Source organism: Rhodopseudomonas julia, from assembly GCF_030813515.1.
GTDB lineage: Bacteria > Pseudomonadota > Alphaproteobacteria > Rhizobiales > Afifellaceae > Afifella > Afifella julia.
Genome location: NZ_JAUSUK010000001.1, coordinates 747,326 through 759,708 on the forward strand (window position 1 = coordinate 747,326; position 12,383 = coordinate 759,708).

The 12,383-nt window shown below is 64.0% G+C and carries 13 protein-coding genes; 6 read left to right on the forward strand and 7 right to left on the reverse strand.

Annotated elements, in window-relative coordinates:
- Window positions 1-70 precede the first annotated feature (70 nt).
- On the reverse strand, window positions 71-670 hold the full coding sequence (wrbA, locus tag J2R99_RS03530) for an NAD(P)H:quinone oxidoreductase (protein WP_307153105.1): 600 nt from the start codon (window positions 668-670) through the stop codon (window positions 71-73).
- Between the two features lie 307 nt (window positions 671-977).
- Between wrbA and groES the strand changes: the two genes are divergently transcribed.
- Window positions 978-1,289: a co-chaperone GroES gene (gene groES, locus J2R99_RS03535; protein ID WP_092809112.1), complete on the forward strand. Its 312-nt coding sequence runs from the start codon at window positions 978-980 to the stop codon at window positions 1,287-1,289.
- A 53-nt stretch (window positions 1,290-1,342) separates the two neighbouring features.
- Window positions 1,343-2,989 carry a chaperonin GroEL gene (gene groL, locus J2R99_RS03540; protein WP_307153106.1) on the forward strand — a complete coding sequence of 549 codons (1,647 nt, stop codon included), beginning with the start codon at window positions 1,343-1,345 and terminating at the stop codon, window positions 2,987-2,989.
- A gap of 119 nt (window positions 2,990-3,108) precedes the next feature.
- On the opposite strand, the gene J2R99_RS03545 is transcribed toward groL, so the two are convergent.
- From J2R99_RS03545 to J2R99_RS03565, 5 genes are all read right to left on the reverse strand, one after another.
- The gene (locus J2R99_RS03545; RefSeq protein ID WP_307153107.1) at window positions 3,109-3,492 is read right to left on the reverse strand and encodes a hypothetical protein; all 384 of its coding nucleotides are present in this window, start codon (window positions 3,490-3,492) and stop codon (window positions 3,109-3,111) included.
- 64 nt (window positions 3,493-3,556) lie between these two features.
- The gene (gene hisG / locus J2R99_RS03550; RefSeq protein WP_307153109.1) at window positions 3,557-4,297 is read right to left on the reverse strand and encodes an ATP phosphoribosyltransferase; all 741 of its coding nucleotides are present in this window, start codon (window positions 4,295-4,297) and stop codon (window positions 3,557-3,559) included.
- A complete protein-coding gene (locus J2R99_RS03555) occupies window positions 4,294-5,397 on the reverse strand; it encodes an ATP phosphoribosyltransferase regulatory subunit (protein ID WP_307153110.1) in 1,104 nt (367 codons plus the stop codon). Before J2R99_RS03555 ends, hisG begins: the two co-directional genes overlap by 4 nt.
- Before the next feature lie 59 nt (window positions 5,398-5,456).
- Complete coding sequence (gene hisS / locus J2R99_RS03560; RefSeq protein WP_370872262.1) at window positions 5,457-7,034, reverse strand: histidine--tRNA ligase; 1,578 nt, start codon at window positions 7,032-7,034, stop codon at window positions 5,457-5,459.
- Between the two features lie 113 nt (window positions 7,035-7,147).
- The gene (locus tag J2R99_RS03565; protein WP_307153111.1) at window positions 7,148-7,825 is read right to left on the reverse strand and encodes a DNA-3-methyladenine glycosylase I; all 678 of its coding nucleotides are present in this window, start codon (window positions 7,823-7,825) and stop codon (window positions 7,148-7,150) included.
- A 225-nt stretch (window positions 7,826-8,050) separates the two neighbouring features.
- On the opposite strand from J2R99_RS03565, the gene J2R99_RS03570 reads away from it, so the two are divergent.
- The 3 genes from J2R99_RS03570 to J2R99_RS03580 all read left to right on the forward strand — a co-directional run bounded on the left by J2R99_RS03570 (window position 8,051) and on the right by J2R99_RS03580 (window position 10,679).
- A complete protein-coding gene (locus J2R99_RS03570; protein ID WP_307153112.1) occupies window positions 8,051-9,079 on the forward strand; it encodes a L,D-transpeptidase in 1,029 nt (342 codons plus the stop codon).
- Between the two features lie 208 nt (window positions 9,080-9,287).
- Entirely contained in the window at window positions 9,288-9,905 is a 618-nt protein-coding gene (locus J2R99_RS03575) for a L,D-transpeptidase (protein ID WP_307153113.1), read from the forward strand.
- 144 nt (window positions 9,906-10,049) lie between these two features.
- A complete protein-coding gene (locus J2R99_RS03580) occupies window positions 10,050-10,679 on the forward strand; it encodes a L,D-transpeptidase (RefSeq protein ID WP_307153114.1) in 630 nt (209 codons plus the stop codon).
- Window positions 10,680-10,747: 68 nt separating this feature from the next.
- Here J2R99_RS03580 and J2R99_RS03585 read toward each other — a convergent pair whose 3' ends face one another.
- Window positions 10,748-11,812 (reverse strand): AI-2E family transporter, encoded by a 1,065-nt coding sequence (locus J2R99_RS03585; protein WP_307153115.1) that lies wholly within the window; start codon window positions 11,810-11,812, stop codon window positions 10,748-10,750.
- A gap of 160 nt (window positions 11,813-11,972) precedes the next feature.
- Here J2R99_RS03585 and J2R99_RS03590 point away from each other — a divergent pair, with 160 nt between their 5' ends.
- Window positions 11,973-12,380, forward strand: coding sequence for a helix-turn-helix domain-containing protein (locus tag J2R99_RS03590; protein WP_307153116.1), 408 nt, complete (start codon window positions 11,973-11,975; stop codon window positions 12,378-12,380).
- Window positions 12,381-12,383: the final 3 nt, after the last annotated feature.

Sequence of the window (12,383 nt, forward strand, 5' to 3'; positions counted from 1 at the left end):
CGGTGAACCCGTCACCGCCTGCCGGAAGTCTTTCGCACAGAGGCGCGGCCCTAAGGCTCGCGCCAGCCCGTCAGGCGCAGAGCTTGGCCGCGACCTCGGCCACATGACGGCCTTGGAAGCGCGCCCCTTCGAGCTCGTTGGCACTCGGTTGACGCGAGCCGTCGGCGGCGGAGAGCGTCGAGGCGCCGTAAGGCGAGCCGCCGGTAATCTCGTCCATCTTCGTCAGGCCCTGGAACGAATAAGGCAGGCCGACGATGACGAAGCCCTGGTGCAGCAACATCACCTGCGTGGACGTGATGGTCGTCTCCTGGCCGCCATGCTGGGTGCCCGTGGAGGTGAAGACGGCGCCCACCTTCCCGACGAGCGCGCCCGACGCCCACAAGGAGCCGGTCTGGTCCCAGAAATTCTTCATCTGCGAACACATGACACCATAACGGGTCGGCGTGCCGACGATGACCGCATCGTAGTCGGCGAGTTCGCCCGGCTCTGCGATGGGATATGGCTGATCCAGAAGATAGCCGGATTTTTCGGCAATCTCCTGCGGCACGAGCTCGGGCACACGCTTGACGGTCACGTCGCCGCCGGCACTCGTGGCGCCTTCGGCAACAGCCTCGGCCATCTGCATCACGTGGCCCCAGCTCGAATAATAAAGCACGAGAATCTTCGCCATAACTCAATCTCCGTTTGGCAATTTCACGGTAGGCCCCTAACTAGGGGGCGGCGTTCCTTTCGCCAGACGCATTTTCCGGCGCGCATGGCGCCATTGCGTCGGACGAGACTCGGCCCCGCGTCCGCCCCGGATGCGCGCTGGTTTTGAGGCGAAGAGCTTTCACGCTTCGATGCGCTCTCACCAGTTGACAACGCCGAGACCAGCACCTATCTCCCGCTCGCTTAGCACTCACTCGTAGAGAGTGCTAACAACAGCAAATCCCCTCATTGGGCGCAGCGCGCCCGCATAAAGGACGCGAGGAAGAAACATGAAGTTCCGCCCTCTGCATGACCGTGTTGTGGTCCGCCGGCTTGAGTCTGAAGAAAAGACCAAGGGTGGCATCATCATTCCGGACACCGCCAAGGAAAAGCCGCAGGAAGGCGAAGTCATCGCCGTCGGCCCTGGCGCGCGTGACGATAACGGCCAGGTGCAGGCCCTCGACGTGAAGGTCGGCGACCGGATCCTGTTCGGTAAGTGGTCCGGCACGGAAGTCAAAATCGATGGCGAAGATCTCCTCATCATGAAGGAGTCCGACATTATGGGCGTCATCGACAGCGAGAGTGTGGCGCAGGCGGCCTAATCGCCGATCGCGCTTTCTAATTTCCCGCAATTCAACAAACAGAGGTTCGCAATATGGCAGCCAAGGACGTGAAATTCTCCGCTGATGCGCGTGAGAAAATGCTGCGTGGCGTCGATATTCTCGCCAACGCCGTGCGCGTAACGCTCGGCCCGAAGGGCCGCAATGTAGTGATCGAGAAGTCGTTCGGCGCTCCGCGCATCACCAAGGACGGCGTTACCGTCGCCAAGGAAATCGAGCTTGATGACAAGTTCGAGAACATGGGCGCGCAGATGGTGCGCGAAGTCGCTTCGAAGACGAACGACATCGCCGGTGACGGCACCACGACCGCGACCGTTCTCGCCCAGTCCATCGTCAAGGAAGGCGCCAAGTCGGTTGCCGCCGGCATGAACCCGATGGACCTGAAGCGCGGCATCGACATGGCCGTCGCCGCGGTCATCAAGGATCTCGAGAGCCGCTCCAAGACGATCGACACGTCTGAGGAAGTCGCTCAGGTCGGCACGATCTCGGCCAATGGCGACAAGGAAGTCGGCCAGATGATCGCCGAGGCGATGCAGAAAGTCGGCAACGAGGGCGTCATCACGGTCGAAGAGGCGAAGAGCCTCGAGACCGAGCTCGAAGTCGTCGAAGGCATGCAGTTCGACCGCGGCTATCTCTCGCCGTACTTCATCACCAACCCCGAGAAGATGGTCACCGAGCTCGAGGATCCGTACATCCTCCTGCACGAGAAGAAGCTCTCGAACCTGCAGGCGATGCTGCCGGTCCTCGAAGCCGTGGTTCAGTCTTCCCGCCCGCTCTTGATCATCGCGGAAGACGTCGAAGGCGAGGCTCTTGCCACGCTCGTCGTCAACAAGCTGCGCGGCGGCCTCAAGGTCGCAGCCGTCAAGGCGCCTGGCTTCGGCGATCGCCGCAAGGCCATGCTGCAGGACATCGCGACGCTCACGGGCGGCACGGTCATCTCTGAAGATCTCGGCATCAAGCTTGAGAACATCACCCTCAACGAGCTCGGCACCGCCAAGAAGGTGACGATCACGAAGGAAGAGACCACCCTCGTCGACGGTGCTGGCGACAAGGCCGACATCGAAGCTCGCGTTGGCCAGATCAAGGCGCAGATCGAGGAGACCACCTCCGATTACGATCGTGAGAAGCTGCAGGAGCGCCTGGCGAAGCTCGCCGGCGGTGTTGCGGTCATCCGCGTCGGCGGTGCGACCGAGACCGAGGTGAAGGAGAAGAAGGATCGCGTCGACGACGCCCTCAACGCCACCCGTGCGGCGGTTGAAGAAGGCATCGTTCCGGGCGGCGGCGTCGCTCTCCTGCACGCCAAGCAGGCCGTCGGCGGCCTCAGCTCCGACAATCCGGACGTCCAGGCCGGCATCAAGATCATCCTCAAGGCTCTTGAGGCTCCGATCCGCCAGATCGCCTCGAACGCCGGTGTCGATGCTTCTGTGGTCGTTGGCCGCATTCTCGACAAGGGTGAGGCCGATTGGGGCTTCGATGCCCAGATGGAAGAGTACAAGAACCTCGTCCAGGCCGGCATCATCGACCCGACCAAGGTCGTCCGCACCGCTCTTCAGGACGCGGCGTCGATCGGCGGCCTCCTGGTCACCACCGAGGCCATGATCGCCGAGCTTCCGAAGAAGGAAGGCGCTGCTCCGGCCATGCCGGGCGGTGGCATGGGCGGCATGGGCGGCATGGACTTCTAAGGTCCACGCCCCTCGCTTTTCGGAAAGGGCGGCTTCGGCCGCCCTTTCTTTTTGCCTGAAACAAAGCGGTCGTTTCGCACTTGGCCTTGCAGCGGAAGGCGCCCGCCAAAAACGTCGGCTCAAAGCCCCGGGCGCAAGCTCACATCTGAGGGAAGCGGATCGCGCGCCGACGCCGGAACTTGCCCGCGCAGCGCTTCTTCTGGCACCCGCCGGCGTTCTTCGGCATCGTCGCCCGAGCGGCCAGGCTTGGCGACGACCGCGCGCGGAAGAGAGACGGGCACGTCGATGTTCGGCCGAGGCCTGTCAGATGCCCCGGGAAAGCTCCTGGTCGCCGCATCGATCTTGCGAAAAATCTCCACGGCGTCGGATTTGAATAAGACATAAAGGCCGGAGATCAGGCCGAGGGAACAGGCGATGGCAATCGCTCCCATCACGCTCCCCTGCAGCGCTACGGCACGCGTGCGTCTGTCATCGGCTTCGGCGGCTTCGGCCTTGGCAGCCATGATCGCGGGCCCGCAATCCGAGAATGGATCCGAGAATTCCTAAAGAGGATGCGTTCCGAAAGGGTTACTGGCTTCCGGCGGTCTCGGCGACAGGATCGCGGTCGAGTTCTTCGGCGACGGCATCGACCAGTTTTTCGGCCACGCGACGCGTCGCATCCGACCAGGACGCGCGACGGGACATGACGAGGCACGCCTCCGAGCGCAGGATGACGCCGTCGTCCAAGATCTTCAGATGGTTCGCCTTCAAGGTCGATCCGGTCGAGGTGATGTCGACGATGACATCCGCCATGCCGCCGGCGGGCGCGCCTTCGGTGGCCCCGAGGCTTTCAACGATCCGGTAGAGCGCAATGCCGTGGCTTTCCAGAAAGCGCTGCGTCAGGTTCCAGTATTTGGTGGCGATGCGCAGCCGCCTTCCGTGGCGCTGCAGGAAGCCCGCCGCGACATCGTCGAGATCTTCCATCGTGGCGACGTCGATCCACAATTCCGGCACGGCGATGACGACATCCGCATGGCCGAAGCCGAGCGGCAGAATGCGGCCGATCTTCTCCGGCCAGGCCGGCACCGTCTCCTGAATGAGATCGAGCCCGGTAACGCCGACATGAACGCGGCCAAGGCCGAGCTCACGTGAAATTTCGGATGCGGACAGAAAGGCGATCTCGATTTCCGGACAGCCTTCCACCTCGCCGCGGTAACGCCGCGCCCCGCCGATGCGCGCGACCTTGTAGCCGGCGGCCGCCAGACGCCGCTCCGTCTCCTCCATCAGCCGGCCCTTGGAGGGGATCGCCAGAGTGATGGTCTCGCTCATGACGGGCCTCCAAACATGCCACCGATTGCTCGGGCCTCGCCGAGATCGATGGTGAACCCGGCGGCCGGGATCGAGCGATCGGCGCCGAGCATTTCCAGAAGCCGGTCGTAGCGACCACCGCCGGCGGCCGTGCGTCCCGTCGCGGCGTCGCGAATCTCGAAGACGATGCCGGTATAATAATCGAGCGGGCGGCCGAAGCCGGCTTCGAAGACGACTTCGAGGCCGGAGCTGCGAAGCTCGAGTTTTTGCAGACGCCGTTCGAGACGCGCGCCCGGCTCTTTGAGATCGACGCCGAAACGCCGGCCGAATTCGGCGAGACGCCCGGGCAAGTCCTGCGGCGTCGCCTCCAGCGTCAGAAACGCCTTCAGGACAGCCACTTTCTCAGGCGCGATCTCGGTCTCGTAGAGGGCGCGCTGTTCCAGAAAGCGCGCGGCGATCTCTTCCGGCGCCCGGCTCGCATAGGCCTGATAGCCCTGCGCTTCGAAGCGCTCCGCAAGCAGCGCGGTCAGCGCCTCCTGATCCTGATCGCCGGCGGCTTTCTCCAGGTCCGGCTCAAGCATGGAAGGCGCGCTCGCCGAAGCTGTCTCTTCAAAGCGGGCAATCAGCGCCTCGATGCGGCGATCGGCACCGAAGGCGCGGCGGAAACGCTGGCGCCAGGCCTGCGGCAATTCAAGGGCGGAGAGAAGCGCCGTGAAGAGCCCGATATCGCCGATCCTGAGGCGCATCCCGGCAAGGCCCGTGCGCCTGACCCCTTCGACGGCAAGCGCCAGGAGCTCGGCGTCGACATTGGCGCGCTCCGCCTCGCCGATCACCTCAAAACCCGTCTCGGCACGTTCCGCCGAACCGCGGTCGTGGCGGCGGAAGACGACACCTTCATAGAAATAGCGCCCGACCTCCGCGCCCGAGCACAGATGATGCAGGCAGACGGGGATGGTGAAATCCGGGCGCAGCGCCAGGCGCTCGCCGCTCGGCCCTTCCGTCACGAACATGCGCCGGCGAATGTCCTCGCCGGCCGTCTCCAGAAACGGGTCGGCGGCATGCAGGACCGGCAGGTCGAGCAGGCGCCCACCCGCCCCTTCGAAAAGCGGCCGCAAACTCATAGGGAGAGGCTCATCGGCTGACACTCCCCGCGCCTTTCCCTGCCGGCGCCACCACCATCTCAGGCCTCGCCGCGCTGCCGCTTCAGGAGCGCCTTCACCTCTTCAACGAGGCTGGTGCGCGCCACATCGAACTGGCCCGGCCGCTCTTCCTTGTATTCGTCGTGGCTTGCGATCGCGGCGGCCTGACGCTTGCCTTCCAGCAGGTCCTTCACCTGCAGGCGGCCGCTGTCGAATTCGTCGGAGCCGGCGATGATGGCGCAGGGAGCATTGCGGCGATCGGCATATTTGAGCTGCGCCTTCATGCCGGAGCCGCCGAGATACATTTCGACCGGAACCGGGCGCTCGGAGGGGCCGAGATCGGCGTTGAGGCCGGCGCGAAGCTCCGCGGTGATCGCCTGATAATCGGCAAGCCGCGACTTATCCATGACCGTGACGACGACCGGTCCGGTCTCGTCCTCGGAGCCGAGCTTGCCGAGATTTTTCAAGGCCGCGGCAAGGCGCGACACGCCGATCGAAAAGCCGGTCGAGGGCACGTCCTCGCCGCGGAAGCGGCCGACGAGCCCGTCATAGCGCCCGCCACCGCCGACGGAGCCGAAGACGACCTTTTCGCCCTTTTCGTTCGGCACCTCGAAGGTGAGCTGCGCCTCGAAGACCGGCCCGGTGTAATATTCCAGGCCGCGGACGATCGAAGGATCGATCTCGATCCGGTCGGTCGGATAGCCTGCGGCTTCGACCAAATCGGCAATTTCGGCGAGTTCTCCGACGCCTTCCGCATAGACGGGCGTTTCGGAAAATGTCGAGGTTCTCAGCTTCTCGATCACCGGCGCGTTGCTCGTTCCTGAGCGCTCGTTCGAACCGATAAGATTAAACAGCGACAGAACGGCTTCGGCCCCCTCCTTGGAGAGACCAGCGCCTTTCGTGAAATCTCCGCTCTCGTCCTCGCGGCCTTCGCCCAAAAGCTCACGCACGCCGTCGATGCCGAGACGGTCGAGCTTGTCGATCGCCCGCAACACGGTCAGTCGTCTTCCGGCATTCTCCTCGCCGCCGAGGCCGATCGCCTCCATGACGCCGTCGAGAACCTTGCGGTTGTTGACCTTGATGACATAGTCGCCGCGCGCAACGCCGAGCGCTTCCATCACGTCGGCGGCCATCATGCAGATTTCCGCATCCGCCGCGACGGAGGGCGCGCCGACCGTATCGGCGTCGAACTGCATGAACTGCCGGAAACGGCCCGGGCCCGGCTTTTCGTTGCGGAACACCCAGCCGGCGCGATAGCTGCGATAGGGCTTTGGAAGCCGCTCGTAATTCTCCGCCACGTAGCGCGCCAAGGGCGCCGTCAGATCGTAGCGCAGCGAAAGCCAGGCCTCGTCGTCGTCCTGCAGCGAGAACACACCTTCGTTCGGCCGGTCCTGATCGGGCAGGAATTTGCCGAGCGCTTCGGTGTATTCGAAGAAGGGTGTCTCGACCGGCTCGAAGCCGTAGCGCTCATAAACGCGCTTGATCGCGGCGAGCATCTCTTCGGTCGCGCGGATATCGCCGGCCTCGCGGTCGATAAAGCCGCGCGGCAGGCGCGCGGGGAGCCTGTTCTTCTTGTCCTTGGAGGCCATTTCAGATCGTTTCGCTTGGGTTTTCGGCATGAGAGCCGGGGCTTCTCCTAGCCGAAGCAGGATGGAGCGGCAACCGGGCGGGCAGCGTCGGCTCGACACGGGGCGCCTAGGCTTTTCGGCTAAACGGGAAGACGGCGCCTCTTTCAAGCGGATGTCGCAACGCCCTTGGGGAGCGGCCGTGTGAAATCTCGACGCGCCTCTTCCACCTCGTCGCGGCAGAAGCAGCCTTCGATGTGGTCGTTGACGAGGCCCATCGCCTGCATGAAGGCATAGACGGTCGTCGGCCCCACGAAAGACCAGCCGCGCTTTTTCAGCGTCTTGGAGAGGGCGGCCGATTCCTCGGTATGCGCGAGTTTCACGAGCGTCGCATGGTCGAAGCGTTCAGGCCTTGCGTGCGGCCGCGGCTCGAAACTCCAGAAGAACGCGGCGAGAGAGCCCGTCTCTTCTACGATTTCCAGGGCGCGTTTGGCGTTGTTGATGGTGGAAACGATCTTGCCGCGATGGCGAACGATGCCGGCGTCTTTGAGAAGATTCTCGACCTCCGGCTCGTCGAAGCGCGCGACTTCGCGATAATCGAAGCCGGCGAAGGCGGCACGGAAATTCTCACGCTTCCGCAAAATCGTCAGCCAGGAGAGGCCCGACTGAAAGCCTTCCAGGCAGATCTTTTCGAAAAGCCGGATATCGTCTTCGACCGGCCGGCCCCATTCGCGGTCGTGATAAGCGCGGTAGAGTGGATCGCCCGCACACCAGAAACAGCGGTTCTGGCCGTCATCCTCACGTATCAGGCCCGTCGTTTCGCCGATCTCGTCACTTTCGCTCACAGGCATCCGCTCCTTGTCTCGTGTTCATCACCGCGCTGCCGTCATGTCCGCGGCTCGCGGCCATTCACGCTTCCTTAAGCCTCTTCGGCAACCCGAAATTCACTGCAATTTCGGGTTTCAGGGCGGCGTTTACCCGCATTTGTCAGCCCCGCACTAGCGTTGTCTGCATCTCTTAAAAACTGCCGCAATCTCAACCGACTGCGACGCTGGGTGACGAGGGTTTCGATGAAGCAGGTTCTTCTCACGCTTGCACTGCTGGGCCTTGGTGCGCTCACGCCTCAGGCGACGATGGCCGGGGCGGGCGGCAAGCCGGCCGTGCCGCTCAAGGCGGAATTGCAGCAGGAATGGCTGTCGCAACTGGCGGCCGGACCGGCCCAGGGGGCCGCTGCCCGTCCGATCATGCTCGCCGATTCCCGTCGCCCGCAGGTCGTCGTCGAAAAGCGCGGCCTTCTGCAGGTTCTCTTCGATCCGCAGCCGCGGGCGCAGTATTACGCGCAGCCGCAGCGCCAGCTCTATGCGCAACCGCAACGCCGCCTTTATGCCGCGCCGCAGGCCCAGCAGCCTCAGCCGCGCACGGTCTATCGTTCGCGCAATCAACCGGCTCGCTTTATCGCACCGCCCCCTTCGCAACGGCAGATGCCGGCGCGCGCCAATCCCGCACGTTACCCGACGCCCGTTTACCTCCGCCAAGATCCGCGCGCCGTCGCACGGCCCGCGCCGCGCCAGATGCGCCCCGTCACGCCGGTGAACGCGCCGCGCGTCGCCCCCGGAGCGCGGCAGGTCGCGGCCCGTCCGGCCGCACGTTCGATCGATCCCGCCTATCTTCCGACGATCGTCGATTATGAGACGAGCCAGGCGCCCGGCACGATCGTCATCGATACCAACAACCGCTACCTCTATCTGGTGCAGGCGGGCGGCAAGGCGAAACGCTACGGCGTCGGCGTCGGACGGCCGGGCTTCCAATGGGCCGGCACGCACACAGTGACGCGCAAGGCGGAATGGCCCTCCTGGTATCCACCTGAAGAGATGAAGGCACGTCAGCCGGGTCTTCCCGACCATATGGAGGGCGGGCCGGACAATCCGCTCGGGGCCCGCGCGCTTTATCTCGGCTCGACGCTTTACCGCATCCATGGGTCGAACCAGCCCTGGACGATCGGCCATGCCGTCTCCTCCGGCTGCATCCGCATGCGCAACGAGGACGTGATCGAGCTCTACAATCAGGTCGGGGTCGGCACCGAAGTCGTCGTGCTTTAACCGACCGCGCCCGGTCGCCCGTCTCAAATCCCGCAAGCAGCCGTTTGCCGTCGTGCTCCGATCCTGTCCCGGAGCACGCAGTTCAGCGGCGTACGACAATGGCAGATGCGCCACAGCTGCGACCGCAAGTGCATTGCACCGCCATGCGCGACTTGTGGGCGCGTGACCGGCTTTCTAGAAAGTTTGCAAGGAGTAAGAGGTTGATCGCATGTTTCATTGCAGACTGATCCGCGCGGGCCTGCCGGCCATCGCCATTCTCGTGCTAGGGCTTTTCGGCAGCGCCCAGGCGCTCACATTCTTCGACCCCGTGAGCGGCAGCTTCGTGGAAGTCGATCAACGCTACTCGAAAAACCGCAAACCGCCGGCGAAGTATCATCGGCAAACGGTGCGCTTCTCGACGAGGGAGGCGCCCGGCACGATCATCATCGATACCAACAAGCACTTCCTCTATTACGTGCTGTCGCACAATCGGGCCGTGCGCTACGGCATCGGCGTCGGTCGCGAGGGCTTCGGTTGGGACGGCGAAGTGCATGTCGCACGCAAGAGCGAATGGCCGCGCTGGTTCCCGCCTCAGGAAATGATCGCCCGCGAACCGCGTCTCAAGAAATATGCCGACGGCATGCCCGGCGGGCCGAGCAATCCGCTTGGCGCACGTGCCCTTTATCTCTTCGACGGCGGCCGCGACACGCTCTACCGCATCCACGGCACCAACGAGCCCTGGACGATCGGTCTCAACGTATCTTCAGGCTGCATCCGCCTCGTCAACGACGACATCATCGACCTCTACAACCGCGTTCAGCCGGGCGCGAAGGTCATCGTTCTCTGACACGTTCCTTGACGCAAAAGTGACGCATTCGCGTCACTTTTCATCTGCGTGGAACGATTCGAATGTGTCGCGCATTTATGTGCCGAAATGACGCAGCAGCCGGGAGCACTCCACCTTCCCCGCGCTGCGAAATCGGAGGCACTCATGCGCAACGTTCTTGCCCGAACCCTTGCTTCATCGGCCGCTTTGGCGGTGGTCCTCGCCACTCTCACGCCGGTCACCGCCCAGGCGCAGACGTTGCGCTATTTCGATCCCGTGCAGCGGCAGCTCGTCACGATTCAGCCGCATCAAAGCCATCAGCGTGGGCCGGCGCCTGAGTATCGCCGCCACATTGTGGCATATGACGGGCAGGAAGCTCCGGGCACGATCATCATCGATTCACAGAGCAAGTTTCTCTACTACACGCTGCCCAATGGCGAGGCGATCCGCTACGGCGTCGGCGTCGGACGCGAAGGTTTCGGCTGGACCGGCGAGGTGCGCGTCGGCGCCAAGGCCGACTGGCCGACCTGGACCCCGCCCAAGGAAATGATCGAGCGCGAACCGCGGCTCGTCGAATATTCCGGCGGCATGCCCGGCGGCCCGGACAACCCGCTCGGCGCGCGTGCGCTTTATCTCTTCGACGGCAACAAGGACACGATGTACCGCATCCATGGCACCAACGAGCCTTGGACGATCGGGCACAATGTCTCCTCCGGCTGCATCCGCATGATGAACCATGACGTGATCGAGCTGCACTATCTCGCCAAGGTCGGCACCAAAGTTATCGTTCGCTAAGCGTTTACCCTCGAACGCTGCACCGGAACGCCCCGGCCCGCTTCGTGCGGACCGGGGCGTTTCTTTGCCTACACGGCGCCCCGCTCATCATCGGCGAGCCGGTCTCCGCCTTCCAGCGCATCCTTGATGTAGAGTTCGCGCACGAAGACGATGCCGACGGCCAGAAGGGGGACGGCGAGCGCCATGCCAAGCCCGCCTAGCACGGCGGCAAAGACGAGCTGCGTCGAAAGGGTCAGCGCAGGCGGCAACGACGTGGTGCGCTGCTGCACCAGCGGCTGCGTGATGTTGCTCTCGAGTCCCTGGATCAGCACGTAGGCGCCGACGCCCCACAGAGCCATCGTCGCCGACACCGACAGCCCCGCCAGGATGATCACCACCCCGGCGATCGCTGGGCCAAGCGTCGGAATGAAGGCGAGAAGCCCCGCCTGCAACGCCAGCAGGAAGGCGTAGGGCATGTCGATCAGCCACAGCACGATCCAGCTCGCCGAAAAGATGATGGTCATGCTGATCGCCTGGCCAGCCATCCACCAGCCGAGATTTTCCGTAGCCGCCTCGATCACTTCGCGAAAACGCTCCCGCCGCTTGACCGGAACGAGGTGCAACATCCCGTCACGATAGGTCTTCGGCGACCAGGAGAGAAAAATCCCTAAGAACACGACGATGACCGCGTTGGCGAGGCTGCCGAAGAGGAGGCTGACGAAGCGCCCGACATCGCCCATCATCGCCTTCAGGTCCGGCATCATCTGAGAGAGCTGGACATCGCCGTTCGGCTTGATGAAGCTGAGGCCGAGCTGCGAGAGCTGGTCGCCCCAACTGCGCATCAACGTGTCGGTCCGGGCCAGGAGATCGCTCGCCTGCTCGGCGAGGGTCGCTCCGCCCCAGCCGATCACCGCAAAGATCGCGCCGAAAGCCGCCAGATAAATGAGGATCTTCGCAAGGCGGGTCGGCAAACGCGTCAGCCGGTGCAGGCCGTGGGAGGCAAAGCTCAAAGCGGCCGCCAGCACGAGACCCGCGAAGACCAGAAGAAGAGCCGACGTCGCCTTCCACAAAACGAAGAGAACCACGACGCCTGCGAGGAAAATCGCGGTACGGCAGACGATGCGGCCGGTGGATTCTTTGCCGTCTTCGTGCAATATGACCTCTCAAAACGATGGAAATTCGGGGCGACGCGCGAGCGCCTTCGCGTGACTACGCACCCGTCGCGATCGCAAGCCCCGTGTGATTGTTCGGTTAGATGATCAATAGTGTGCCGTTCGGCATGCACTACCGCGCCACTCCCTGGGGGAATTAAGCATGGAAGCCGCCACGACAAGCAGCCCGACCGATTTTCGTGCCGATGACGGCGACACGCTCGGCGGCCGCATCGTCCGCGCCCGCGAGGCGATCGGCCTCTCCACCGCACAGCTCGCACGTCGCCTCGGCGTCAAAACCTCGACGCTGTCGCAATGGGAAAACGATCGCGCCGAGCCGCGCGCCAACCGCCTGAACATGCTCGCCGGCATCCTCGGCGTCAGCCCGATGTGGCTCCTGATCGGTCGCGGCGTGGCGCCCGCCGACGAGGATCCGATGGCTCAGGAAGCGGCGATGCTGCGCACCGAGATTGCGCATCTCTCAAGCGAAGCTCTCCTCCTGTCGCGCCGCCTGTCGGAGGCCGCGGAGCGTCTCGGCCGGCTGCACGACAGCGCCAGCCGAAACGAATAGCCC

What these genes read in the sequence shown, in the direction of transcription:
- wrbA (WP_307153105.1), bottom strand. Translation starts at nt 670, where the DNA reads ATGGCGAAGATTCTCGTGCTTTATTATTCGAGCTGGGGCCACGTGATG.
- groES (WP_092809112.1), top strand. Translation starts at nt 978, where the DNA reads ATGAAGTTCCGCCCTCTGCATGACCGTGTTGTGGTCCGCCGGCTTGAG.
- groL (WP_307153106.1), top strand. Translation starts at nt 1,343, where the DNA reads ATGGCAGCCAAGGACGTGAAATTCTCCGCTGATGCGCGTGAGAAAATG.
- J2R99_RS03545 (WP_307153107.1), bottom strand. Translation starts at nt 3,492, where the DNA reads ATGGCTGCCAAGGCCGAAGCCGCCGAAGCCGATGACAGACGCACGCGT.
- hisG (WP_307153109.1), bottom strand. Translation starts at nt 4,297, where the DNA reads ATGAGCGAGACCATCACTCTGGCGATCCCCTCCAAGGGCCGGCTGATG.
- J2R99_RS03555 (WP_307153110.1), bottom strand. Translation starts at nt 5,397, where the DNA reads ATGAGTTTGCGGCCGCTTTTCGAAGGGGCGGGTGGGCGCCTGCTCGAC.
- hisS (WP_370872262.1), bottom strand. Translation starts at nt 7,034, where the DNA reads ATGCCGAAAACCCAAGCGAAACGATCTGAAATGGCCTCCAAGGACAAG.
- J2R99_RS03570 (WP_307153112.1), top strand. Translation starts at nt 8,051, where the DNA reads ATGAAGCAGGTTCTTCTCACGCTTGCACTGCTGGGCCTTGGTGCGCTC.
- J2R99_RS03575 (WP_307153113.1), top strand. Translation starts at nt 9,288, where the DNA reads ATGTTTCATTGCAGACTGATCCGCGCGGGCCTGCCGGCCATCGCCATT.
- J2R99_RS03580 (WP_307153114.1), top strand. Translation starts at nt 10,050, where the DNA reads ATGCGCAACGTTCTTGCCCGAACCCTTGCTTCATCGGCCGCTTTGGCG.
- J2R99_RS03590 (WP_307153116.1), top strand. Translation starts at nt 11,973, where the DNA reads ATGGAAGCCGCCACGACAAGCAGCCCGACCGATTTTCGTGCCGATGAC.